We start from the raw sequence: 23,411 nt of genomic DNA on the forward strand, positions 1-23,411 counted from the left end.
TCGACGTATTTGCGGCTGACCGTGTTGATGGTGGCAGTGGTGCCGAAGCTCAGCGCCGCGATGCCGGGCTCGGCGACGCCGGAACCGAGTACCTCGTCGGCCTTGTCCGCCGCTGCCGCAATCAGCGGCAAGCCCTCGGGCAGGCCGGTGTGCGCCGCGGCTTCCGCCGTGATCGCCCCCAGCCTGCCGCCCGGCGGCACCAGCTCGGGCAGCTGCGTGCGACGCACGCGGACGCCCCGCCATTTCCAGTCCCCCGGCGCGGCCCAGTCCAGTTTCTTGTAGTCGAAGGGGATGTAGCCGACCTGGCAGCCGACCGAGTCCTTGTATTCCCCGCACAGCCTCCAGGTGAGATAACCGGACAGCAGCAGGAACTTGTCGGTGCGCGCCCACAATTCGGGTTCGTGCGCGCGCAGCCAGTTGGCCTTGGCCTGGGCCTGGAACGAGGCGATGGTGTCGGACACACCCACCAGCTTGAACAGCAGGCCCCAGAGGCCGCCGACGGGCTTTTCGTTCTCGGCCCGCCGCTGGTCGAGCCAGACGATGGCGGGCCGCAGCGGCCGGCCCTGCGCATCCAGGCTGACCGAGGTCGCGCGCTGGGTGGTCAGGCCCACACCCGCGAGCCGCCGCGGGTCCAGGCCCTGCGCCTGCCAGAGCGCCTGGCAAGCCTCGCCTACCGCGCGCCAGTACAACGCCGGATCCTGTTCCGCCCAGCCGGGTTGGTTGGAGAAATACGGTTCGATCGGAACCTGCTGCTTGCCGAGAATGTTGCCGGCCAGGTCAAAGACGATCGCGCGCACGCTCTGCGTGCCGACGTCAATCGCGAGCAGTTGGTCCTGGCGGGTCATGCCTGGGGTACCCGGTAGCAGCGCTGCCACAGTTCGCGGTAAGCCGCTTCTTCTTCCTGCCAGCGTGCATCGCTCCAGCCCAGCACGGGCTGGCACTGCGCGCGGACCTGGGGCAGCAGCGGCAAACCGCCGTCGCGCAGCACCAAGCCGATGCGCGTGCGGCGCAGCAGCAGGTCCTGCAGGTGCACGACGGATTCGTGCGCCGCGGCCCAGCGCAGTTCCGCCCAGCGGTAAACCGAATCGCCCACCGGTTCGAGATCCCCGGCCTGCGCCTCGGCCAGCAGCTGCGCGGCGCGCGCGCCATAGCGCCCGCGCAGACGCCGCCACATCTCAGGGCTGAGCCGCGCATCGGGTGCCGCCGCCGGCAGTGGATCGAGAATGGGCGCGGCATCGCTCAGGGCCTCCAGGGCCGGCAACCGCCGCGCGGCCTTGCGGAGCACCTGCTGCGCGGTGACGCGGAAGGTGGTGAGCTTGCCGCCAGTGAGGGTCAGCAGGCCCTCTTCCTCCCACAGCGCGAACTCGCGCGACTCCTTCGAGGGATCGGCCTGCCCGCCGGCAATCACCGGCCGCACGCCGCAGTAGCTGGCGATGGCGTGCTCGAGCCGCACGCCGAGCGCCGGGAACTGGTGCTGCAGCGCCTCCATCAGGTACCGCGCCTCGCCCGTACTGATGGCCGGTTCGCGCTCGAGACCCTCGGCATGGTCGAGGTCGGTGGTGCCGAGGATGACCACGCCCTCCCAGGGAAACACGAACACCGGCCGGCGGTCGCGCGGATGAAACAACGACACCGCCTGCGCCACCGGCACGCGGTGAAAAGGAAACACCAGATGGCTGCCGCGCAGGGGGCGCAGCCGCGGCGCGGCGCCGAGCTGGCCGCGCAGCTTGTCCGCCCAGACACCGCTGGCACTGATCACGACGCTGGCGCGCGCTTCCGCCTGGCGCCCGCTTACGCGGTCCTGCAGCCGCACGCCGCAGACGCGGCCGTTTTCGCGCAGTATCTCGGCGCGCGCGTAGTTGAGCGCCGCCGATTGCGGGCTCGCCGCCAGCGCCTCCTGGATCACGCGCAGGGTCAGGCGTGCATCGTCGGTCTGGGCGTCAGGATAGAGCAAACCGCCCTGCAAGCCCGTCTCGCGAATATGCGGCGCGGTGAACATCAGTTCGCTCGTATCGAGCGCGCGGTGCTGCAGCCGCCCGGACATCAAATCGTAGGCGTACAACCCGGCGCGCAGCATCCAGCCTGGCGGGCGCTGGCGCTTGTATACCGGCAGCACGAAGCCCAGCGGTTCGATCAGCCCCGCACCCTCGCGCAGCAGGCGCTCGCGCTCGCGGACCGACTCCAGGGTCAGCTGCCACTGGCCGGTCTTGAGATAGCGCAGGCCGCCATGCACCAGCTTGGAGGAGCGGCTCGAGGTGCCGGAGGCAAAGTCATTCTGTTCCACCAGCAGCACACGCAGCCCGCAGCGCGCGGCCTCGCGCAGCACGCCGGCACCCATGATGCCGCCGCCGATGACGATGAGATCCCAGGGCCTGTCTAACGCTGCCCAGACCTTCTCGCGCCCGTCGCGCTCCTGGTGCATCAGGCAATCCTTCTTGAAGCATGGACAGGATAGACAGGATTTTCAGGATCAACAGGCCGGGAGCTTGCGTTCCTGAAGAAGAAAGACCTCTTATCCTGTGAATCCTGCTTATTCTGTCCTTCCTGTCGAGTTCTTCTATCCAAACAGCTTGCCCGGGTTCATCATCCCGTCCGGGTCGAAGTAGTTCGCCACCGTGCGGACCGCGCCCAGGCCCATCCCGGTCTTTTCCGCCGGCAGGTAGGGCGCATGGTCCACGCCCACGCCATGCTGGTGGCTGATGGTGCCGCCATGCGCCACGATCTGCTCGCTGACGCGCGTCTTCAGCTTGCGCCAGCGTTCCATCATTTCGTCGGGATCCGGGCAGGCGCGGAACACGAAGGTCGAGTAGATGCTTGAGCCCTGCGGGTAGACATGCGACAGGTGCGTGAAGGCGTGCACGCGCTCGTTGGCCTCGGCGAAGGCCTCGTGCGCGGCCTTCTCCATGGCCTGCATCAGGGCGGTGACTTTCGGCCAGTCCACGGCGGTCTCGATGGTGTCGGCGCCGTAGCCGGCCTGCCACAGTGTGTTGCGCAGGTAGGGGCCGCGGAAGCGGTTCTTGCTCCAGCCCTTGCCGATGAAGCGCCCGACGTGCACGCCCTTGTGCCTGGCCGTGATCGCCAGCGCACTGCGCCGGGCATAGCGGTACAGGCGGGCGTCGCCGGTGATGCCGATGAGCAGCATGCACTGACCTGAAGCCACGCCGCGCAGGCCGAGATAGCGCTGCAGCCAGGCGATGAGATTCGCGTGTCCGGCCAGCGCCAGCTGGGTTTCGGTCTCCACCGCATTGCTCAGCCGCAGCATGGACAGTGGCAGGCGCGCCTGCGCCAGCTCGCGCACGGCGCTGCAACCCGCGTCCCAGTCGGGGAAAAACACGGCGTGGAAGCCTTCGCACTCGGCCAGCGGCGTCACCCGCACGACGGCCTCGGTCAACACGCCGAAGCGCCCTTCCGAGCCCATGACCCACTCGCGCAGGTCGGGGCCGGCCGAGGAGGCCGGAATCGTCGGGATCTCGAACTCGCCCGCCGGCGTGACCAGACGCCCGCCCGCGAACAGGTTCTCGATGCGGCCGTAACGCAGCGACTGCTGGCCGCTGGAACGCGTCACCACCCAGCCGCCGAGCGTGGAGTATTCGAAGGACTGCGGGAAGTGGCCGAGCACATAGCCCTGCGCGCGCAGCTGCGCCTCCAGCTCCGGGCCGGCCACGCCGGCGCCGAAGCGCGCCAGCCGGCTGACCGGATCCAGCGTCATCAGCCGATTCATACGGCCGAGGTCCAGGCTCAGCACCGGGCGGTCACCGGACGGCACGTTGAGATGCCCCACCACACTGGTGCCACCGCCGTAGGGGATCACGATCGCGCCGCGCTGCTTGGCGAGCTTGAGCAGCCGCACGACGTCGGCGTGCGACTCAGGCCGGGCCACGGCATCCGGCACCGGCCCGACGCGCCCCGTGCGCAGCGCCAGCCAGTCGGGAAAGGACTGCCCGCGGGCATGGCGTACGCGGGTTTCGGCGCCGGTATCAAGGCCCGCATCGTCCAGCCGCGGCGCGGCCACCGAGCCGAGCACCTGCTCCAGCTTCGCGTCGCGGGTCGGCGTGGAATGGCCGATGCGCCCGGCCAGGAAGCCCAGTGCGGTTTCGGTCAGCGGGTAATCGAGCGTGTCATCACCCCAGCCATTCCAGCGTCGCATGCGTTTCCCCCGATGTGGAAACGCTAATTTACACCGTCAGCCGGATTTGGCGATGCGATCCGGCTGGGTTTCGGGTGCAGCGGCCTGGAAGGCCGGCAGTACCTGGCAGGCACGGTAGATGCGGCGTAGTGTCGGGTAGCGCGACAGGTCGAGCTTGTTGCGCTCGGCGTTGTAGACCTGCGGCACCAGGCATACGTCGGCCAGCGTCGGCTGGTCGCCATGGCAGTAGTCGCCGGTCAGCGGATCACTGGCCAGCAGCGATTCCATCGCGCGGAAGCCCTTGTGCGCCCAGTATTCGTACCAGCGCCGGCGCGCGGCGTGGTCCAGGCCCATGCCGTCGCGCATGTACTGGTACACGCGCAGCACGTTGAGCGGTTGCACGTCGGCGATGCAGACCTGGGCGAAGGAGCGCACGCGCGCGCGGCCGTTGATGTCGGCCGGCAGCAGCGGCCGCTCGGGATAGCGCTCTTCCAGGTACTCGAGGATGGCGGCGGACTGGGTGATGATGAAATTTTCGTTCACCACCAGCGCCGGCACCAGCCCCTGCGGGTTGAGGCGCAGGTAGGCGTCGGAGCGGTGCGCGCCCGCGTCCTGGTCAATGAACAGCGACTTGTAGGGGATGCCCTTGTGGTTGAGCGCGATGCGCACGCGGTGCGCGGACACACTGCGGTAGTAGGTATAAAGCTGGAGCATGGCGGGATATTAGCAGACGGCAGCGCCAGCACAGCCTCCGAATGGATGAGATGAGGACTCTCGGTTCGGCTTTTCCACCCCACCCCGGCCCTCCCCCATCGAGGGGAAGGGCGTTTCCACGACGACCTGCTACGGCAATTCCGGTTCGCTGCCGAAGCCGGGCCACAGCCAGGCCGCACCGCGCACGCCGCTGGAATCGCCGTGCGCAGCCGGCAGCAGGCGTGTCGCCACGCGATCGGAGAACACATGCGCAGTCCACAACGCCGGCACGTCCGTGTACAGCATACGGATGTTGGACAGGCCGCCGCCCAGCACGATGACTTCGGGGTCCAGCAGGTTGATGACGCTCGCCAGCGCCCGCGCCAGGCGCTCGCAGTAGCGCGCGAACACCGCGCGCGCTGCCGCCTCACCCTGCTCGAGCCGCTGCGCGATCTCGGCCGCCGTGCAGTCGGCATCGGCATAGGTCAGGTACTCGCGGGACAGCGACGGCCCGGACAGCCAGGTTTCGAGGCAGCTCTGTCGGCCGCACCAGCAGCGCGGCCCCGGCACCTCGCCCGGCCGCGGCCAGGGCAAGGGGTTGTGCCCCCACTCGCCGGCGATGCCGTTGGCGCCCGCTATCAGCTGCCCGGCGATCACCACGCCGCCGCCCACGCCCGTGCCGAGGATCACGCCGAACACGCTGCGGGCGCCGCGGCCGGCGCCATCACGCGCCTCGGACAGCGCCAGGCAGTTGGCATCGTTGGCCAGCCGCACCGGGCGACCGAGTGCTGCTTCCAGATCACGTGCCAGCGGGCGGCCGTTGAGGCAGGTCGAGTTGCAGCCGCGCATGCGGCCGGTGGCGGGCGAGACAGAGCCCGGCGTGCCGATGCCGACCTTCAGGTCGCGCCGGCCGGCGCGCTGTTCCAGCGCCTGCACCAGGTCGCGGATGGCGTTGACGATCGCGACATAGTCCCCCGCCGGGGTCGGCACGCGCAGGCGCTCGCGGATGGACGAGTCAGCGTCCATCAGCACGCCTTCGATTTTGCTGCCGCCGAGGTCGATGCCGATGCGCATGGCCTTCAGCCTAGCGCAGGCGGCAAGCTCAGGGCGATTCCGGCTCGGTGACGAAGCCGATGCGACTCAGCCCCGCGCGCTGGGCGACGGCCATGGCGCGGGCCACGGCTTCGTAACGCACAGCGCGGTCGGCGCGCAGGTGCAGCTCCGGCTGCGGGTCCTGCTGCGCCGCTTGCGTCACGCGGAAGGCGAAGTCCTCTGCCGTCACCGGCTGCTCGTTCCAGAAGTAGTTGCCCTGCGCGTCGATCGCGAGGTTGATGTTCTGCGGCCTGGTCACGGTGGCCTGGTTGCTGGCGCGCGGTAGGTCGAGCTTGACCGAATGGGTCATCACCGGCACGGTCACGATGAAGATGATCAGCAGCACCAGCATCACGTCCACCAGGGGCGTGGTGTTGATCTCCGACATCACCTCGTCGTCATTGTCATCGAAAGCATTGGTGGCCATCAGTGCGTGCTCCGGACGCTGGGTCGCAACGCCGTGACCGTGCCCTGCCTGCCAAGGCGCGCGCCGGTCACGAAGTAGGCGTGCAGGTCATGCGCGAAGCGGTGCAGCCGTGCGATCACGGCCTTGTTGCCGCGCACGATCGCGTTGTAACCCAGCACGGCGGGAATCGCCACCGCCAGGCCCAGCGCCGTCATGATCAGCGCCTCGCCCACCGGGCCGGCGACCTTGTCGATGCTGGCCTGCCCGGCCAGGCTGATGCTGATCAGTGCGTGGTAAATGCCCCAGACCGTACCGAACAGCCCGACGAAGGGCGCGGTGCTGCCGACCGAGGCCAGGATCACCAGCCCGCTCTGCATCTGCGCCGTGGTGTCGTCGATCGAGCGGCGTAGACAGCTGATGATCCAGTCGCTGACGTTGAGCGAGCCGTGCAGGTCGGTGCGGTTCTGAGTGTGGTGCGTGACCGCTTCCGCACCTTCTTCCGCCAGCGCGCGGAACGGGTTCTCGTCGCGGTTGGGCTTGAGCAGCTCCAGGCCTTCCTCGAAACCTTTGGCATGCCAGAACTTGTTTGCGGCTTCACGCGCCATGCGTTGCAGCTGCGCCAGCCGCAGGCCTTTGGTCAGCATCACGTACCAGGACAGCACCGACATCACCAGCAGCAGGACGGCGACGCTGCGGATGACCCAGTCGCCCTGGGCCCAGAGCATGCTCAAACCATACGGAGTCTCGGACATTAATCGAATCTCCCGCTTTACTTCAGTGAAAAACGGATCGGCACCAGCACCCAGGCAGCCACCGGCTCGTCGCCCTGGCGCGCGGGCACGAAGCGCCAGCGCCGCACCGCGTCCAGCGCGGCCTCATCCAGCCGCGTATAGCCGCTGCCCTGACGCAGTCGGATCTCGCCCGGGCTGCCATCTGGCATGACCTGCACCAGCAGCAGGACCTCGCCGGTTTCACCCATGCGGCGCGAGGCGGCCGGGTACTCCGGCGCCGGGTTGTTCAGATACGCTGCGTGGAAGCTGGGCGGCGTCACCGGCAACTCCACCGGGGCGGGCTCGACCGGCGCCGGCTGCGACGTCGGCGCGGGGGCGGCCGCGACGGGTTCCGCCGGCGGTGACGCCTCCAGCGTGATGGCGTTCTCGCTGGGTTCCGGGAGCGGCGGTGGCGGTGCCGGCTGGGGTCGGATACGCGGGCGCGGCTGGGGGGGCTCGGGCCGCGGCGGCTCCGGCGCAGGCGGAGCCTGCACCACCGGCGCCGGCAACAGCTGCGCGAACAGCACCGGCTGCACCGCTTGGACCACATCGCGCGCCAATCCGGACTGCAACGCCCACAACACCAGGAGGTGCAGAGCGATCACGATCGGGAAAGCGCCGATCTGGCGTAACGCGGTCATTCTCGGGCCAGCGGTAACTCAGGCCGGCTATTCTAATTGAGAATGATTTTCGTTAGCAATCGGCTCAGCGCAGGATACCGCGGTCTTTCATCAGCGCCAGCACCGCGCTGACCTCTTCTTCCAAGCTCATCCGGTCGGAGCGCAGCGTCAGCTCCGGCTTGTACGGCGCCTCGTAGGGATCGTCGATGCCGGTGAAGTTCTTGATCTGGCCGGCGCGGGCCTTTTTGTACAGGCCCTTGGGATCGCGCCCTTCCGCCACGTCCAACGGGCACTCCACATAGATCTCGAGGAAATCCATGCCGGCGTCGTCGTGCAGCTTGCGCACGTTGTCGCGGTCCTCGCGGTAGGGGCTGATGAAGCTGCTGAGCACGATCACGCCGGCGTCCACGAACAGCTTGGCGACCTCGCCGATGCGGCGGATATTCTCCTTGCGGTCCTCGGCCGAGAAGCCCAGGTTCTTGTTGATGCCGAGGCGCACGTTGTCGCCGTCGAGGCGGAAGGCCAGGTGGCCCTGCTCGTTGAGGTATTTCTCCAGCGCCACGGCCACGGTGCTCTTGCCGCTGCCGGACAGGCCGGTGAACCACAGGGTGGCGCCCTTCTGGTTCAGGATGCGCTCGCGGTCGGCGCGGGTGACCTCGCCTTCGTGCCAGTGAACGTTGGTTGCCTTCTGCTCAGCCATCGCGATGACCCCAGGAATGGAAACGGAGGGCGCAAAGGATATCAGGCTTTGCCGCGGACGCCCCTCACGCGCGTGGAGGAGATGCGCGCACCCGGAGGAATTGGCGGAGAGGGAGGGATTCGAACCCTCGATGGGCTTTTGGCCCATACTCCCTTAGCAGGGGAGTGCCTTCAGCCTCTCGGCCACCTCTCCGGCTGGGAACTCAATTCGGGGTGAATGGCGGGCCCGGAGAGATTCGAACTCCCGACCACCTGGTTCGTAGCCAGGTACTCTATCCAACTGAGCTACGGGCCCTTCACAACCGGAAAGCCCCGCGATACCGGCTTCGCGGGGCGACATAGGATAGCGGCAGCGCGCTGATCGGTAAAGCAGAAGCTACGGATCAGGCGGCGTCGCCGCCCGGGTCGCCGCCGCCGTTCTCGGTCTTGATACGCTCGTAGATTTCTTCGCGATGCACGGCGACGTCACGCGGGGCGTTCACGCCCAGGCGCACCTGGTTGCCTTTCACGCCCAGTACGGTGACGGTAACTTTGTCCCCGATCATCACCGACTCACCGATCCGTCTCGTCAGAATCAGCATCTTGCCTCTCCTTGTCCTGCGGCCCCTGGCCGGCTTGCTGTCACCTCCCTGGCGTCATGTGCACGGGTCTGGCCCCGTTTCCCTGTGCCCCCGGTCCCTAAGATTAATGGGTTTGAACGGCCGCGAAATTAGTTATTTTTACTTAGGGATTCTCTGATCAATTCCTTCGTCATTCCGGCGCAAGCCGGAATCCAGCGACTTTCAAGGCTCTGGACCCAGGCCCCGGATCGAGTCCGGGGCAGGCTTTTCGCCGGGGTGACGAATGAATCAGAGTTTCCTTAGCCGGGCCGGCGGACGGCGGGCCGCGGGCGCTAGGCGCCCTGCTCCAGATCGAAGGCCTTGTGCAGCGCGCGCACGGCGAGCTCGAGGTACTTCTCCTCGATCACCACTGCGATCTTGATCTCCGAGGTCGAGATCATACGGATATTGATGCCCTCCTTGGCCAGCACCCCGAACATCCGGGCGGCGATGCCGGCATGCGAGCGCATGCCGACGCCGACCATGGAAACCTTGACGATGTCGGTGGCACCGGTGACCTGGCGTGCGCCCAGACCTTGCGCCACCGCCCGTACGATGTCCAACGCACGCTCGTGGTCGTTGCGGTGCACGGTGAAGGTGAAGTCGGTCGTGCCGTCGGCACCGACGTTCTGCACGATCATGTCCACCTCGATGTTGGCGTCGCCCACCGGTCCCAGGATCGCATGCGCGATGCCGGGCCGGTCGGGCACGCCCATGACGGTGATCTGGGCCTCGTCCTTGTTGAATGCGATTCCGGAAATCAGCGGGGCTTCCACGGCATTGTCCTCCACGGTGATCAGGGTGCCGGGGCCGTCCTGGAAGGTGGACAGCACACGCAGCGGCACGCGGTACTTGCCGGCGAATTCGACCGAGCGGATCTGCAGCACCTTGGAGCCCTGGCTGGCCATCTCCAGCATCTCCTCGAAGGTGATGCGGGGCAGGCGCCGCGCCCTGGGCTCGATGCGCGGGTCGGTGGTATAAACCCCGTCCACGTCGGTGAAGATCTGGCACTCGTCGGCCTTGAGCGCGGCGGCCAGCGCCACGCCGGTGGTGTCGGAGCCACCGCGGCCCAGGGTGGTCAGGTTGCCGTGCTCGTCCACACCCTGGAAGCCGGCCACCACCACCACGCGCCCGGCCTTGAGATCTTCGCGGATGCGGTGGTCGTCGATGTGGCGGATGCGCGCCTTGGTGTGTGCGCTGTCGGTGAGGATGCGCACCTGGCCGCCCGTGTAGGAGCGCGCCGGCATGCCGCGCGCCTCGAGCGCGATGCACAGCAGGGCGATGGTGACCTGCTCGCCGGTGGTCAGCAGCACGTCCACCTCGCGTGGGTTCGGGCGCCTGGAAAGCTCCTTGGCCATCTTCAGCAGCCGGTCGGTCTCGCCGGACATGGCCGAGACCACCACGACCACGTCGTGGCCCTGCTGGCGGTACTGGATGACCTTGTCGGCGACGTTCTGGATACGCTCCAGGCTGCCGACCGAGGTGCCGCCGTATTTTTGAACTAATAAAGCCATGACAATCTCAACCCGTGTCACTCCGGTGTAGACCGGAATGACGGAAAATTACAAACGCCCTGCAACCCAATCACGCACGCTGGCCAGCGCCGCATCGAGCTTGTCCGGCTGCGTGCCGCCCGCCTGGGCCATGTCGGGCCGGCCGCCACCCTTGCCGCCGACCTGCTGGGCGACGAAGTTCACCAGCTCGCCCGCCTTGACGCGCGCGGTCTGGTCGGCGGTCACCCCGGCGATCAGACTGACCTTACCGTCAGCGGAGGCTGACCCGAGTACCACCACGGCGGAACCGAGCTTGTTTTTGAGCTGGTCGAGGGTCTCGCGCAGCGACTTGCCGTCAGCACCGTCGAGCCGCGCGGCAAGCAGCTTCACGCCGCCCAGGTCCTGCGCCTGCGCCGCCAGTTCGCCACCGGCTTGGGCCGCAGCCTTGCTCTGCAGCTGGGCCAGCTGCTTCTCCAGCTGGCGAACCCGCTCCGCGAGCTGGGCGACCTTGTCGTCCACGTCGTCGCGCCCAGCCTTGACCCGCTCGGCTATGCAGCGCAACTTTCGCTCGGTGTCGGCGACATAGGCCAGTGCGCCCTCGCCGCTCACCGCCTCGATGCGGCGCACGCCGGAGGCGATGCCGCTTTCGCTGACGATCTTGAACAGGCCGATGTCGCCGGTGCGCGCGACATGCGTGCCGCCGCACAGCTCGGTGGAGAAATCGCCGAACTTCAGCATGCGCACCTGTTCGCCGTACTTCTCGCCGAACAGCGCCATGGCGCCGGCGGCGATGGCCTGGTCGTAGCTGGTGAGGGTGACCTCGGCCGGGATGTTGCCGAGGATCTGGCGGTTGACCAGCGCTTCGATCTCGGCCAGTTGTTCGGGCTTGACCGCCTCGTAGTGCGAAAAATCGAAGCGCAGCCGGCCAGGCTCGACCAGCGAGCCCTTCTGGGTCACGTGCGTGCCCAGCACCTGGCGCAGCGCGGCGTGCAGCAGGTGGGTGGCGGAATGGTTGCGCATGGTCGCACGGCGCAGCGAGCTGGCGACCTCGGCCTTGAGGGTATCGCCGACCTCGATGCTGCCGGATTTCACCGTGCCGACATGGGCGATGGCGCCACCCACCGACTGGGTGTCGCGCACCTCGAAGTCCACACCCTCGCCGCGCAGGTGGCCGGTATCCCCGACCTGGCCGCCGCTTTCGGCATAGAACGGCGTGCGGTCCAGCACCACCATGCCGCTGTCGCCGGCATCGAGGGTTTCGACGTGCCGGCCGTCCTTCAGGATCGCGGCCACGCGGCCCTCGTCGCTCAGGCGATCGTAACCGGTGAATTCGGTGTGCACCTCGAGCTGCAGACCCTGGCCGTAATCGCCCTCGAACTTGCTGGCGGCGCGCGCCTGCTCGCGCTGGCCTTCCATCGCCTGCTCGAAGCCCGGCAGGTCCAGTTCCAGCCCGCGCTCGCGCGCGATGTCGGCGGTCAGGTCCACCGGGAAGCCGTAGGTGTCGTACAGCTTGAACACGACATCGCCCGGGATGACCTTGCCGCTGAGTTTGGCGACGGCCTCCTCGAGGATGCGCATGCCCTTGTCCAGGGTCTCGGCGAAGCGCTCCTCTTCCTGGCGGATCACTTTCTCGACGTGCAGCTGCGCGGCCTTCAGCTCCGGATAGGCCTCGCCCATCTCGGCCACCAGCGGCGCGACCAGCCGGTGGAAGAAGGGCTGCGACTGGCCCAGCTTGTAGCCGTGGCGGATGGCGCGGCGCAGGATGCGGCGCAGCACGTAGCCGCGACCTTCGTTGCCCGGCAGCACGCCGTCGGTGATCAGGAAGCCACAGGCGCGGATGTGGTCGGCGATCACGCGCAGCGAAGGGCTCTTGAGGTCATGGCTGCCCGTGGTCTCGGCGGCGGCCTGGATCAGTCTGCGGAACAGGTCGATGTCGTAATTGCTATGCACACCCTGCATCACGGCGGCAATGCGCTCCAGGCCCATGCCGGTGTCGACGGAAGGGCGCGGCAGCGGGGTCAGCTTGCCGTCGGCGGCGCGGTCGAACTGCATGAACACCAGGTTCCAGATCTCGACGTAGCGGTCGCCGTCGGCCTCCGCGCTGCCCGGCGGGCCACCGGCGATCCTAGGGCCGTGATCGTAGAAGATCTCGCTGCAGGGCCCACAGGGGCCGGTGTCGCCCATGGCCCAGAAGTTGTCCCTGGCGCCGATGCGCGAGAAGCGCTTGGGGTCCACGCCAATCTCGGACAGCCAGATCTTTTCGGCCTCGCGGTCCTCCTCGTACACGGTCACCCACAGCCGTTCGGGGGACAGGCGCAGATCCTTGATCAGGAATTCCCAGGCGTACTGGATGGCCTCGCGCTTGAAGTACTCGCCGAAGCTGAAATTGCCCAGCATCTCGAAGAAGGTGTGATGGCGAGCGGTGTAGCCGACGTTCTCGAGGTCGTTGTGCTTGCCGCCGGCGCGCACGCAGCGCTGGCTGCTGGCGGCGCGCAGATAGGGCCGCGGATCGCGGCCGAGGAAGGTGTCCTTGAACTGCACCATGCCGGCGTTGGTGAACAGCAGGGTCGGATCGTTGCCGGGCACCAGCGGGCTCGAGGGCACGATGGTATGCCCCCGGTCACGGAAGAACGCCAGGAAGCGCTCGCGCAATTGGCTGGTGGTGATCATGCCGCCGGTTGCTGGTTCACGGCCCGGGCAGGGCCGGGGCCTTTTGGAAGCCCCAGAATGAGGCGAGGCCGCAAATTATACATGCGCTTTGCGCGGATATACGTTCGCCTCCGCGAACATACCCCCGACGGGCAAGAAAGCGGTGGCGCTACTCCGGAGAGGGACCACCCAAAGCCTGGCGGATGTGCTCGGCGGTGAAGCCGCGGGCTTCGAGAAAGCGGGTCTGGCGCGCGCGCTCGACCAGGCTGGCCGGGAGGGCCGCGCCGAAGCGCTTGCGCCGGACCTCGGCCGCCAACCGCCCCCAGTCGACCTCGGCCGCCGCCAGCGCCTGGCGGATCTGCGCGTCCGTCAGGCCCCGATGACGCAGTTCGGTGCGAATTTTGGCCGGCCCCTGCCCGCGCGCGATGCGCGAGCGCACCCATTCCCCGGCATAGCGGGTCTCGCTGAGCAGGCCTTCGGCGGCCAGGCCAGACAGGGTGGATTCGATCAGCTCGGGAGAATAGCCGCGCTGGAGCAGCTTGCGCTCGAGCTCCAGCGTGGAATGCTCGCGCCGCGCCAGCAGGCGCAGCGCATGGTCGCGGACCTCTTCCGGCCCGGGCGGGCCGGCTTCGGTGTCAGGCTTCTTCCTCGACCTCAAGCGCGGCCTTCACCGGCACGTGCAGGGTGCGGATCTTCTGCTCGATAGCCTGCGCGACGTCCGGATGCTCCTTGAGCCACTGCTTGGCGTTGTCCTTGCCCTGGCCGATGCGCTCGCCCTCGTAGCTGAACCAGGAACCGGACTTCTCGATGATGTTGGCATTGACGCCCATGTCCACGATCTCGCCGAGGCGCGAGCAGCCCTCACCGTACATGATCTCGAACTCGGCCTGGCGGAATGGCGGCGCCAGCTTGTTCTTGACCACCTTCACGCGGGTCATGTTGCCGACCACCTCCTCGCCCTTCTTCACCGCGCCGATGCGGCGGATGTCGAGGCGCACGGAGGCATAGAACTTGAGCGCATTGCCGCCGGTGGTGGTCTCCGGGTTGCCGAACATCACGCCGATCTTCATGCGGATCTGGTTGATGAAGATCACCATGGTGTTGGAGCGCTTGATGTTGCCGGTCAGCTTGCGCAGCGCCTGGCTCATCAGGCGCGCCTGCAGGCCGACGTGGGAATCGCCCATCTCGCCTTCGATCTCGGCCTTGGGCACCAGCGCGGCGACCGAGTCCACCACCACCACGTCCACGCCGCCGGAGCGCACCAGCATGTCGGCGATCTCCAGCGCCTGCTCGCCGGTGTCCGGCTGCGACACCAGCAGATCGTCCACGTTCACGCCCAGCTTGCGCGCATACTCCGGGTCGAGCGCGTGCTCGGCGTCGATGAAGGCGGCGACACCGCCCTGCTTCTGCGCCTCGGCGATCACCTGCAGTGTGAGGGTGGTCTTGCCCGAGGACTCCGGGCCGTAGATCTCGATCACACGGCCGCGCGGCAGGCCGCCGATGCCGAGTGCCAGGTCGAGCCCGAGCGAACCGGTGGAGATGACACTGACATCCTTGTCGAGACTGGCATCACCCATGCGCATGACCGAGCCCTTGCCGAACTGGCGCTCGATCTGGGTCAGGGCGGCCGCGAGTGCTTTCTTGCGATCCTGGTCCATGGTTGTCCCTTCTGTGTGTCGTGGGTCTGGATTCGAGGTGGAATCGCGCCGGAAATCGCGCGGCCGGTAGTATCCCACAACTCCCCGACCCCTCAAACGGCGACCGTTCGCCGTGTCCGATGCACAGCTTGACAGGCTTCAGGCTCACAGCATGAGCCTGCAAAATCTCAGGGTTCCAGCCGCTTGACCAGGCCGCGCAGCGCCGCATCCACGGCCTGCAGACGCACCGCCGCGCGATCCCCGCCGAACTGATATTGCTCGGCCTGCGGCGGCTCACCACGCAGCGCCCAGGCGATCCAGACCAGGCCAACGGGTTTTTCCGGCGTGCCGCCGTCGGGTCCGGCCACGCCGCTGATGGCCACGGCCACGTCGGCATGGCTGCGTGCGAGCGCGCCTTCGGCCATCTCGCGCACCGTCGCGGCGCTGACCGCGCCGTGCTCGAGCAGCGTCTGCTCGCGTACGCCCAGCATCTCGACCTTGGCCGCATTCGCATAGCTCACGAAACCGCGCTCGAACCAGGCCGAGCTGCCGGGCACGTCGGTGAGCCGTTTCGCCAGCCAGCCGCCGGTGCAGGACTCGGCGGTCGCCAGCAGCCAGCCACGGCGCAGGAGCAACGCGCCCAGTTCCTGCGCCGTCCGTGTCGGTTCCTGGCTCACACTCGCCCCCCCGGTTGCCGCCTACCCCACCTGTCACTAGCATAACCCTCCTCGCTCGCGGGCCGACCGAATTCATGCATTGTCATCCCCTTTGCTCAGCGTCATTCCGGCGCAAGCCGGAATCCAGTGACTTTCAAAGGCACTGGACCCCGGCCTTCGCCGGGGTGACGGGCTGACTCGAAGGCCGCCTCGTGACGCAGACCAGCCCGAACATCGCCCAGCACACGCCGGTGATGCAGCAGTACTTCGCCATCAAGGCGCAGTACCCGGACAGCCTGGTGTTCTATCGCATGGGCGATTTCTACGAGCTGTTCTACGACGACGCGCGGCGCGCGGCGGCACTGCTCGACATCACCCTGACCCAGCGCGGCCAGTCGGGCGGCGCACCCATACCGATGGCAGGCGTGCCCTGTCACGCCGCCGACCAGTACCTGGCGCGGCTGCTGAAGAAGGGCGAGTCGGTGGCGATCTGCGAGCAGGTCGGCGAGGTCGGCGCCGGCCGCGGGCCGGTCGAGCGCAAGGTGGTACGCATCGTCACGCCCGGCACGCTGACCGAGGAGTCGCTGCTGGAGGAACGGCGCAGCAACCTGCTGGTGGGCGTCAATGCGGACGGCGAGCGCTATGGCCTGGCGGCCGTCGAGCTGTCCACCGGCGACTTCAGTCTGCTGGAGGTGGCCACCGCGGAAGAACTGGCCGCCGAGCTCGAACGCCTGCAGCCGGCTGAACTGGTGCTGCGCGAGGGCCTGAAGCTCGACGGTCTGGCGCGGCGCTGGCCCGCCTCCCGCGAACGGCCGGTCTGGCATTTCGACCCGGTCAGCAGCCAACGCCTGCTGTGCGAGCAGTTCGGCACCCGCGACCTGGCCGGTTTCGGTTGCGAGGGACTGGGTCCGGCCGTCGGCAGCGCCGGTGCGCTGTTGCAATACCTACGCGACACGCAGCTCAACGCCCTGCCCCACCTGCAGGGCCTGCGTGTGGAACGGCGCGAGGACGGCCTGATCCTGGACGCCGCCACGCGCCGCAACCTGGAGCTGACCCAGAACCTGGCCGGCGATGCGCGCAACACACTGTTGGACGTGATGGACCGCTGCGTCACTGCGATGGGCGCACGGCGCCTGAAGCAGTGGCTGCACCGCCCGATCCGTGACCGCGCGCAGCTGCGTGCGCGTTACCACGCCATCGGCACGCTGCGGGATGCCCGTAACCACGAGGCCCTACGCGAGACGCTGCGCGGCATCAACGACATCGAGCGTATCCTCACGCGCGTGGCGCTGCGCTCGGCGCGCCCGCGTGACCTTGCCGGGCTCGGCCAGAGCCTGGCCGGGCTGCCCGCGCTGCAAGCGCAGCTGGCCAGGCTCGACAGCCCGCGCCTGCAGGCCCTGGCCACGGACATCGGCACGCACCCGCAGGTGGTGGCGCTGCTGACGCGTGCGCTGGTGGACAACCCGCCTCTGCTGATCCGCGACGGCGGCGTGATCCGCACCGGCTACGACGCCGAGCTCGACCATCTGCGCCAGCTGTCGGAAAACGCCGATGGCTTCCTCACGGCGCTGGAGGCGCGCGAGCGGGCGCGCACCGGCATCGAGGCACTCAAGGTCGGTTACAACCGCATCCACGGCTATTACATCGAGCTCGGCCGCAGCCATGCCGACAAGGTGCCGGCCGACTACAGCCGCCGGCAGACGCTCAAGAACATGGAGCGCTACATCACACCCGAGCTGAAGCGCTTCGAGGACGAGGTGCTGTCGGCGCGCGAGCGGGCGCTGGCGCGCGAGAAATGGCTGTACGAGCAGCTGCTGGACACACTGCTGCCGTCGCTGACTGTGTTACAGCGCTGCGCGCAGGCGCTGGCCGAACTGGACGTACTCGCCGGTCTCGCCGAGCGGGCCGCGGCGCTGAACCTGTGCCAGCCGGAGCTGACGGACGAGCCGGGCCTGCGCATCAAGGGTGGCCGCCATCCGGTGGTGGAGGCGGTACTGCAGGCAGAGGGCCAGAGTTTCATCGCCAACGACCTCGAACTGCGCGACGACCGGCGCATGCTGGTCATCACCGGCCCCAACATGGGCGGCAAGTCCACCTACATGCGCCAGACCGCGCTCATCGTCCTGTTGGCGCACATCGGCAGCTTCGTGCCGGCCGAGTCCGCCGTGCTCGGGCCGGTGGACCGCATCTTCACCCGCATCGGGGCTGCCGACGACCTGGCCGCCGGGCACTCGACCTTCATGGTGGAGATGAGTGAGACCGCCAATATCCTGCACAACGCCACCGAGCACTCGCTGGTGCTGATGGACGAGATCGGGCGCGGCACCAGCACCTATGACGGGCTGTCGCTGGCGCGCGCCTGCGCCGAATGGCTGGCCACGCGCGTGCGCGCGCTGACGCTGTTCGCTACCCACTATTTCGAGCTGACCACGCTGGCCGACGAGCTGCCGGCGGTGGTCAACGTGCACCTGGATGCCACCGAATACGGCCATGAGCTGGTGTTCCTGCACCGCGTCAAGGAAGGCGCCGCCGACCGCAGCTACGGCCTGCAGGTCGCGCAGCTGGCCGGGGTGCCGAAGGCGGTCATCGCCATGGCGCGACGCTACCTGCAGGAACTGGAACGGGCTCGTGTGCCGGCGGCCGCGCAGGCCGCCGCACCGCAGCTGCCGCTGTTCGAACCGGCGCCGCCCAGCCCGGTGGTGGAGGAATTGCGTGCGCTGGACCCGGACAGCCTGAGCCCGCGCGAGGCGCTGGAGATGCTGTACTACTTCAAGCGCTGCCTGGACGAAGACAAGAATCGCGGCTGAAGCCGCTTCGACAGGGATGTGCCTCGATCAGGCGCCCGCCAGGTGCAGGACTAGCTTGACTATGCCGATCATGATCAGCACGAACAGCGCCGTCGCGATCAACCCGACGATGATGTACTGGCTGGGCTTGCCGCGCGTGAAGTCGCGCCGGCGGTTGGCCTCGCTCTGCACGCCGAAGAAGGCCGCGAGCACGCTGTGAATCACCTGCCAAAGGGTAGGTGGCCTTTCGTTCGGGTTTTCCATGCGCTTCACGCAGAACCTGCCATCACCCCACCCCTGCCCCCATCCAGGGGGAGGCAGCCGAGACGGGCCGTCAGTAGCTTTCGAGGATCTTGCGCGAGACCTCGAGATCGCCCTTGGACTTGGCGCGGATGTCCTGGGCGATCAGGTCTTCGATCTTGCCGCCGACCAGCGGGATCTTGACGCTCACGTCCCACTTGAAGTGATTGACGGCGCCGCCGGCCTCGTCCTTGAGCGTCATGTCGCAGGTGATCTTGGCGGGCAGCCCCTTCATCTCGATGTTGAGCCGCCCCTTCTTGGCCTTGCAGTCCCAGCTGTCCTCCTGCACCACGGTGGCGGTCTCCGGCAGGAACTTCTTGGCGAAGCCCGGCACCGGCGCGCTGGATTTCATCGTGTACTGGCACTTGATGCGAAAACGATCGCCATTCTTCTCGTGCTCCAGCACCTTGATGTCCCAGTAACCGGACTCCTTGTATTTGCGCTCGAAGAAGGCGCGGTCCGAGTACATTTTCATCACCGTGTCGGAATTCTTGCTATAGCTGTGCTTGTCGGTGAACTGCATGGCTCCCCCCTGGACTGACGATGGATTCAGTATCCAACAAAAAAGGCCGTGCGGTAAGACCGCACGGCCCTGTTCCTGTCACGGAGAGATTTAGCGCGTGGTGCGCTTCTTGACCGCCTCGGGCGTGAAGTAGTCCTTGCTGAAATTGACCGTCAGGTCGTTCGGCTTGCCCTCGTTGATGAGCGCAGTGGCGAAGTAACCGCCTTTCTGCAGGTCGTAGATGATCTCCGGCACCGTGGTGCTGGCCATGATCTCGCGCACATACACCAGATGGCCTTCCTGGAACTTGTAGTACTGATCACGCTGGTCGTAATTGTCCACCAGCACGACGTTCCAGGTGTCCTCGTCCACGTAGAACACCTTCTTCTTGAAGGTATGCCGCACTTCAGGCTTGTTGTTCGCCTCCACGACCCACACGCGGTGCAGCTCGTAGCGCGCCAGATCCTGGTTGATGTGGTTGGGCGGCAGCATGTCCTTGTACTTCAGCTGGAAGCTGTTGATCTTCGCCGAAGTGTGGGGAATATACATTTCCTTCTTGCCGACCAGCTTCCAGGTGAAGCGGTCCAGCTTGCCGTTGAACATGTCCACCTGGTCGTAGAACTGGTTGCCGTCCGTGCCCTCGTAGGGATTGTCGTAGGCCACCGTCGGCGCGCGGCGGATGCGGCGCAGAGCGGGGTTGTAGATCCACGCGCTGCGCTCGCCCGGGTGCTCCCAGGCCAGGATGAACTGGCCGGCGTTGCGCGGCGGCGCGATGGTTTCCGACAGGTAGTAGATGGACACGTCGTCCGGCGAATCGAACTCGCCCGGGTTCTTGATGCTGGCGTAGGGGAACAGCACCTCCTCCACCAGGCGGGTGAGCAGCTGCGTGCCGTTCGGCTGCACGATGACCTGGTCGTTGTTGCGGCGCACCGCCTCGCCACGCCACTTCAGGCGGTGGTTCCACATGATCTCGGCACCCGACTGCGGGATCGGGAAAGGAAAGCCCAGACGGGCACCGCGCAGACCGTCCGGATCGCCGCCCACCAGTTCCGCGGTCACTGCATTCTTCTTGGTGGCTTCGTAGATTTCCTTCGGCCAGGCCGCATCGCGATGCGTGACGTACACGTTCATCTTGTACGTCGGATAGCGCTCGAGCAGTTTCTGGTGGCCGATCGAGAGCTTGTCCTTGTACTGGGCCATGTTGGCTTTGGTGATGGTGAACAGCGGCTTTTCGTTCGGATACGGATCGGAGGTATCGATGGCCGCCGGATTGCCCTTTTGGGGTAGCCCGCCGGTCCAGGCCGGGATGGTCCCGTCGGCATTCGCCTTCGGATCTGCGCCGATCGGCGTCAGCTCAGTGCCCAGCTTGGCGGCCTCGGCCTCGGAAACCTTGGCCTGTGCCTGTAGCGCCGCGAGCCCGGACAGGACTGCGCCGAGCACTACCATCTTCTTCATATGAGTCATGGACCCGTCTCCTCAGTGGTTATACACAGCCGAAGGGGAACCTCTCGCCTGAATGTCCGGCGTTATCTGTCCCGGCTGGGCTAGAACGACCGTTTAAGGATTACCCCGTTCACCGGAAAAGTCAAAACGCATGCCCTTGATACGTCGCAGGCACTGAATGGATGCTGAATACCGCCGATTCAGACCTGCCTTTGGGCCGCGTCGAGAAAGCGCCCCAGCAGCGGCCGTCCGTGCAGCTCGGCGCCCAGCACCGCCAGCAGCACGAACAGCCCGCCCAGGCGCCGGTGCAGAAAGACGATCTCGCGCGGCGGCACGCGGAAGTGGCGTGACAGGGAGGCGCGCGCGACACTGGCGGTGACCCGCGTCGGCAGGTCGCTCTCGCCCCAGCGGTAGGCACCGTCCGGCGTCAGCAACTGGCGCGGCGGGCGCTCCGGCGTGACCTCGGCGAAAGGCTCGATGATCAGGAAGCAGACCTCGGCGAAGGCCTGCCGCAGCTCCGGCGGGAAGGTGTCGCGCAGCAGCCGGATACCCAGGCCGCCGGCAAACACCTCGTCCACGTTGCGCTCGAAGGCGCCGCGGATCACGCGCCGGTAGGCGCGCAGGAAGTCCGGGTCGAAGCGGCGCGTGGCGCCGAAATCCAGCAGCACGATCCGGTCGTTCTCTCCCTCGGTATCGATGCGCACGCGGTAATTGCCGAAATGCGGGTCGGTCTGTACCCGGCCCCACTCGAAGAACTCGTGGAAGAACAGCTCCAGCGCCGCATACGCCAGCCGGTTGCGGCGCGCCTGCGACAGGTTCTGCACGGCATCCGACTGCACGTGCTCGCCGGCCTCGTAGGAGGTGCACAGCACGTGGTCGGAGGAATACTCGGGGAATACCTCGGGCACCACGTAGCGCGGGTCATCCGCCAGCGTCTGCCGGTACCAGCGGGTGGTTTCCAGCTCCGCCGGATAGTCCACCTCGCGGTGCAGCATGTCGCGCACCTCTTCCATGATCGGCTGCAGGTTGATGTTCCTGGGTGCCAGCCGCGCAGCGGTGACCAGCCGCGACAGCGTGCGGATGTCGCTGTCGATCGCCTGGGTCAGGCCGGGGTACTGGATCTTGAGGCACAGCTTGCGCCGGTCCTGCTTGCGATACGCGATGTGCACCTGGCCCAGGGAGGCCGCCGCCAGCGGCTCGGGATCGATGTCCAGCTCGGCAATGCGCTGGCGGCCGATCCGCTCCTCCAGCACCGGCTGCATGATCTTCCAGTCCACGTGCGGGGTGTCGTCCTGCAGGCCGCGCAGTACGTCCACCGCCTCCTCCGGCATGAAGTACTGTCCGTACAGGGACAGCATCTGGCCGACCTTCATGATGCTGCCCTTGAGCCGGCCCAGCTCGTCGGCGAGGAAGCGCGCCTGGCGCGTGTAGAAGTCGCGGTCCTTCTCGGCGCGCGATGCGCGGCTGCGGAACAGGTTCAGCAGCTCATGCCCGGCAATCTGCGTGCCGGCCATCAGACCGACTTTGGCCATGGTCAGGTTGCGGTCGAGCGGCCGGGTCTTGAGCTTGTGCAGGTGCGGGCGGCCGGTGAAGTTCTCCGGCTTGTGGCGGTTGGACATGCGGGAATCCGGTGTGATGCGCCCCATTGTAGCGGATGATGCCGCATCGGAAGTTCTTGCTTGTTGGGGGTAGCCCGGCGGACGCGGAGCTATGCCTGCGCGTCGCGCATGATCAGTGGATGTAGCGCGCGCCGACCACCGCCGGTGCGAAGTCGCCCTTGTCCATCTTCACGTCGAATTCCGGCGGCGCCGATTCGGCCGTCAGGCCGCTGGCGAAGTAGCGCCCGTCCTTGAGGTCGTAGGTCACGACCGGCGTGCAGAACGGCGACTGCGAGTCGTAGCGCGCGACCAGATGGCCCTCCTGGAAGCGCCAGGGCCGGCCCTCGCGGTCATGGTTGTCCACCATCACCACGGTCCAGCTGTCCTCGTCCACGTAGAACATGCGCTTGCCGAAGCTGTGCTTCTTGCCGGTGCGCTCGGTCGCCTCGATCACCCACACGCGGTGCAGTTCGTAGCGCGTGGCCTCCGGGTTGAAGTGCTTGGGCGTCAGCAGTTGTTCGTACTTGTAACTGCCGTCGGAGATGCGGTAGGCGTTGTAGGGGATGATGAATTCGCGCTTGCCGAGCAGCTTCCAGACGTAGCGGTCGAAGGCGCCGTTGTACATGTCGATCATGTCCACGAAATACATGCCGCCGCTGCCGATGAACGGCTGGTCATAGCCGACCGGCGGGATGCGGAACATGCGCCGCAGGCCCGGCGGGATGACCCAGATGTTGCGCGGGTTCTTGACCGAGTCCGCGGTCTCGTGCGCCAGCACGGTGATGCTCTGGTTGCCACGGTTGGAGTAGTGGCCGATGTAATACAGCAGGATGTTCTCCTGCATGATGTCCACCGGGTCCTTGATGTTGCCGTAGCGGAACAGCACGCGCTCGGTCAGGTCGAGCCGGTCGCTGAACTGACCATTGGGCTGCACCACTACCTGGGTGGAGCGCGCCACCACCGAATCGCCGCGGTAGCGGGTGCGGTGGTTCCACATGATCTCCACGCCCGACTCCGGCTTGCGGAAGGGGAAGCCGAGCTTCGCGCCGGTCAGCGAATCCGAGCCGATCAGCTTGGCCTTGCCCTGATTCCTCTGCGTGGCATCGTAGATGGCCGGCGGGAAGGACGCACTGCGGCGCGTCGGATACACCGGCATGCGGTAGCTCGGGTAGCGCGCCAGCAGGGTCTGGTGCGCGGCGCTGAGCTTGTCGCGGTACTGCGCGGCGTTGGCCGCGGTGATGACGAACAGCGGCTTGTCGTCGGGATACGGGTTCTTCAGGCGCTGGCCGCGCGCAAAGCCGGCCGGCCAGCGGTCCGGCGTGATGCCGCCGGTCCAGGCGGG

At 67.2% G+C, this 23,411-nt stretch carries 21 protein-coding genes and 2 tRNA genes; 1 reads left to right on the top strand and 22 read right to left on the bottom strand.

Features of this window, described 5'->3' with window-relative positions:
• The 17 genes from VNJ47_12390 to VNJ47_12470 all read right to left on the bottom strand — a co-directional run.
• On the bottom strand, positions 1-845 hold an 845-nt coding region (locus tag VNJ47_12390), incomplete at its 3' end, for an FGGY family carbohydrate kinase (GenBank protein HXG29632.1).
• Complete coding sequence (locus VNJ47_12395; protein HXG29633.1) at positions 842-2,422, bottom strand: glycerol-3-phosphate dehydrogenase/oxidase; 1,581 nt, start codon at positions 2,420-2,422, stop codon at positions 842-844. The genes VNJ47_12390 and VNJ47_12395, both read right to left, overlap by 4 nt.
• Positions 2,423-2,557: 135 nt before the next feature.
• Entirely contained in the window at positions 2,558-4,147 is a 1,590-nt protein-coding gene (locus tag VNJ47_12400) for an FAD-binding oxidoreductase (GenBank protein ID HXG29634.1), read from the bottom strand.
• 36 nt (positions 4,148-4,183) lie between these two features.
• On the bottom strand, positions 4,184-4,840 hold the full coding sequence (maiA, locus tag VNJ47_12405) for a maleylacetoacetate isomerase (GenBank protein HXG29635.1): 657 nt from the start codon (positions 4,838-4,840) through the stop codon (positions 4,184-4,186).
• 129 nt (positions 4,841-4,969) lie between these two features.
• A complete protein-coding gene (locus VNJ47_12410) occupies positions 4,970-5,893 on the bottom strand; it encodes an ROK family protein (protein ID HXG29636.1) in 924 nt (307 codons plus the stop codon).
• 28 nt (positions 5,894-5,921) lie between these two features.
• Entirely contained in the window at positions 5,922-6,338 is a 417-nt protein-coding gene (locus tag VNJ47_12415; GenBank protein HXG29637.1) for a biopolymer transporter ExbD, read from the bottom strand.
• Complete coding sequence (locus VNJ47_12420; GenBank protein HXG29638.1) at positions 6,338-7,069, bottom strand: MotA/TolQ/ExbB proton channel family protein; 732 nt, start codon at positions 7,067-7,069, stop codon at positions 6,338-6,340. Before VNJ47_12420 ends, VNJ47_12415 begins: the two co-directional genes overlap by 1 nt.
• Positions 7,070-7,086: 17 nt before the next feature.
• Positions 7,087-7,728, bottom strand: coding sequence for an energy transducer TonB (locus VNJ47_12425; GenBank protein ID HXG29639.1), 642 nt, complete (start codon positions 7,726-7,728; stop codon positions 7,087-7,089).
• 64 nt (positions 7,729-7,792) lie between these two features.
• Positions 7,793-8,407, bottom strand: coding sequence for an adenylyl-sulfate kinase (gene cysC, locus VNJ47_12430; protein ID HXG29640.1), 615 nt, complete (start codon positions 8,405-8,407; stop codon positions 7,793-7,795).
• Between the two features lie 101 nt (positions 8,408-8,508).
• Positions 8,509-8,599 (bottom strand) — tRNA-Ser (locus VNJ47_12435).
• Positions 8,600-8,624: 25 nt separating this feature from the next.
• Positions 8,625-8,701: transfer RNA gene (locus tag VNJ47_12440), tRNA-Arg, on the bottom strand.
• 88 nt (positions 8,702-8,789) lie between these two features.
• Positions 8,790-8,987, bottom strand: coding sequence for a carbon storage regulator CsrA (gene csrA, locus VNJ47_12445; protein HXG29641.1), 198 nt, complete (start codon positions 8,985-8,987; stop codon positions 8,790-8,792).
• Between the two features lie 311 nt (positions 8,988-9,298).
• The gene (locus VNJ47_12450) at positions 9,299-10,519 is read right to left on the bottom strand and encodes an aspartate kinase (GenBank protein ID HXG29642.1); all 1,221 of its coding nucleotides are present in this window, start codon (positions 10,517-10,519) and stop codon (positions 9,299-9,301) included.
• Positions 10,520-10,567: 48 nt separating this feature from the next.
• Positions 10,568-13,168 (bottom strand): alanine--tRNA ligase, encoded by a 2,601-nt coding sequence (gene alaS / locus VNJ47_12455; protein ID HXG29643.1) that lies wholly within the window; start codon positions 13,166-13,168, stop codon positions 10,568-10,570.
• 148 nt (positions 13,169-13,316) lie between these two features.
• Positions 13,317-13,805, bottom strand: a complete 489-nt coding sequence (locus tag VNJ47_12460) for a regulatory protein RecX (GenBank protein ID HXG29644.1) — start codon at positions 13,803-13,805, stop codon at positions 13,317-13,319.
• Entirely contained in the window at positions 13,783-14,805 is a 1,023-nt protein-coding gene (recA, locus tag VNJ47_12465) for a recombinase RecA (protein HXG29645.1), read from the bottom strand. Before recA ends, VNJ47_12460 begins: the two co-directional genes overlap by 23 nt.
• A gap of 167 nt (positions 14,806-14,972) precedes the next feature.
• Positions 14,973-15,461 carry a CinA family protein gene (locus tag VNJ47_12470; GenBank protein ID HXG29646.1) on the bottom strand — a complete coding sequence of 163 codons (489 nt, stop codon included), beginning with the start codon at positions 15,459-15,461 and terminating at the stop codon, positions 14,973-14,975.
• 191 nt (positions 15,462-15,652) lie between these two features.
• Between VNJ47_12470 and mutS the strand changes: the two genes are divergently transcribed.
• Positions 15,653-18,247: a DNA mismatch repair protein MutS gene (gene mutS, locus VNJ47_12475; protein ID HXG29647.1), complete on the top strand. Its 2,595-nt coding sequence runs from the start codon at positions 15,653-15,655 to the stop codon at positions 18,245-18,247.
• 27 nt (positions 18,248-18,274) lie between these two features.
• On the opposite strand, the gene VNJ47_12480 is transcribed toward mutS, so the two are convergent.
• From VNJ47_12480 to VNJ47_12500, 5 genes are all read right to left on the bottom strand, one after another.
• Positions 18,275-18,490, bottom strand: a complete 216-nt coding sequence (locus tag VNJ47_12480; protein ID HXG29648.1) for a DUF2970 domain-containing protein — start codon at positions 18,488-18,490, stop codon at positions 18,275-18,277.
• 70 nt (positions 18,491-18,560) lie between these two features.
• Positions 18,561-19,049, bottom strand: coding sequence for a DUF2505 domain-containing protein (locus VNJ47_12485; protein HXG29649.1), 489 nt, complete (start codon positions 19,047-19,049; stop codon positions 18,561-18,563).
• Positions 19,050-19,139: 90 nt separating this feature from the next.
• A complete protein-coding gene (locus VNJ47_12490; GenBank protein ID HXG29650.1) occupies positions 19,140-20,492 on the bottom strand; it encodes a DUF1329 domain-containing protein in 1,353 nt (450 codons plus the stop codon).
• 179 nt (positions 20,493-20,671) lie between these two features.
• On the bottom strand, positions 20,672-22,090 hold the full coding sequence (locus tag VNJ47_12495) for an AarF/ABC1/UbiB kinase family protein (GenBank protein HXG29651.1): 1,419 nt from the start codon (positions 22,088-22,090) through the stop codon (positions 20,672-20,674).
• 112 nt (positions 22,091-22,202) lie between these two features.
• Positions 22,203-23,411: DUF1329 domain-containing protein (locus VNJ47_12500; protein HXG29652.1), on the bottom strand; the 1,209-nt coding region annotated here is incomplete at its 5' end.

The sequence above is a fragment of the Nevskiales bacterium genome (assembly GCA_035574475.1).
GTDB lineage: Bacteria > Pseudomonadota > Gammaproteobacteria > Nevskiales > DATLYR01 > DATLYR01.

Excerpts from the sequence above, each read along its gene's own strand:
- VNJ47_12490 (HXG29650.1), bottom strand. The coding sequence starts at position 20,492 with ATGACTCATATGAAGAAGATGGTAGTGCTCGGCGCAGTCCTGTCCGGG.
- cysC (HXG29640.1), bottom strand. The coding sequence starts at position 8,407 with ATGGCTGAGCAGAAGGCAACCAACGTTCACTGGCACGAAGGCGAGGTC.
- maiA (HXG29635.1), bottom strand. The coding sequence starts at position 4,840 with ATGCTCCAGCTTTATACCTACTACCGCAGTGTGTCCGCGCACCGCGTG.
- recA (HXG29645.1), bottom strand. The coding sequence starts at position 14,805 with ATGGACCAGGATCGCAAGAAAGCACTCGCGGCCGCCCTGACCCAGATC.
- VNJ47_12485 (HXG29649.1), bottom strand. The coding sequence starts at position 19,049 with ATGCAGTTCACCGACAAGCACAGCTATAGCAAGAATTCCGACACGGTG.
- VNJ47_12415 (HXG29637.1), bottom strand. The coding sequence starts at position 6,338 with ATGGCCACCAATGCTTTCGATGACAATGACGACGAGGTGATGTCGGAG.
- VNJ47_12395 (HXG29633.1), bottom strand. The coding sequence starts at position 2,422 with ATGCACCAGGAGCGCGACGGGCGCGAGAAGGTCTGGGCAGCGTTAGAC.
- VNJ47_12410 (HXG29636.1), bottom strand. The coding sequence starts at position 5,893 with ATGCGCATCGGCATCGACCTCGGCGGCAGCAAAATCGAAGGCGTGCTG.
- VNJ47_12495 (HXG29651.1), bottom strand. The coding sequence starts at position 22,090 with ATGTCCAACCGCCACAAGCCGGAGAACTTCACCGGCCGCCCGCACCTG.
- VNJ47_12400 (HXG29634.1), bottom strand. The coding sequence starts at position 4,147 with ATGCGACGCTGGAATGGCTGGGGTGATGACACGCTCGATTACCCGCTG.
- VNJ47_12450 (HXG29642.1), bottom strand. The coding sequence starts at position 10,519 with ATGGCTTTATTAGTTCAAAAATACGGCGGCACCTCGGTCGGCAGCCTG.
- VNJ47_12425 (HXG29639.1), bottom strand. The coding sequence starts at position 7,728 with ATGACCGCGTTACGCCAGATCGGCGCTTTCCCGATCGTGATCGCTCTG.
- VNJ47_12420 (HXG29638.1), bottom strand. The coding sequence starts at position 7,069 with ATGTCCGAGACTCCGTATGGTTTGAGCATGCTCTGGGCCCAGGGCGAC.
- VNJ47_12480 (HXG29648.1), bottom strand. The coding sequence starts at position 18,490 with ATGGAAAACCCGAACGAAAGGCCACCTACCCTTTGGCAGGTGATTCAC.
- csrA (HXG29641.1), bottom strand. The coding sequence starts at position 8,987 with ATGCTGATTCTGACGAGACGGATCGGTGAGTCGGTGATGATCGGGGAC.
- alaS (HXG29643.1), bottom strand. The coding sequence starts at position 13,168 with ATGATCACCACCAGCCAATTGCGCGAGCGCTTCCTGGCGTTCTTCCGT.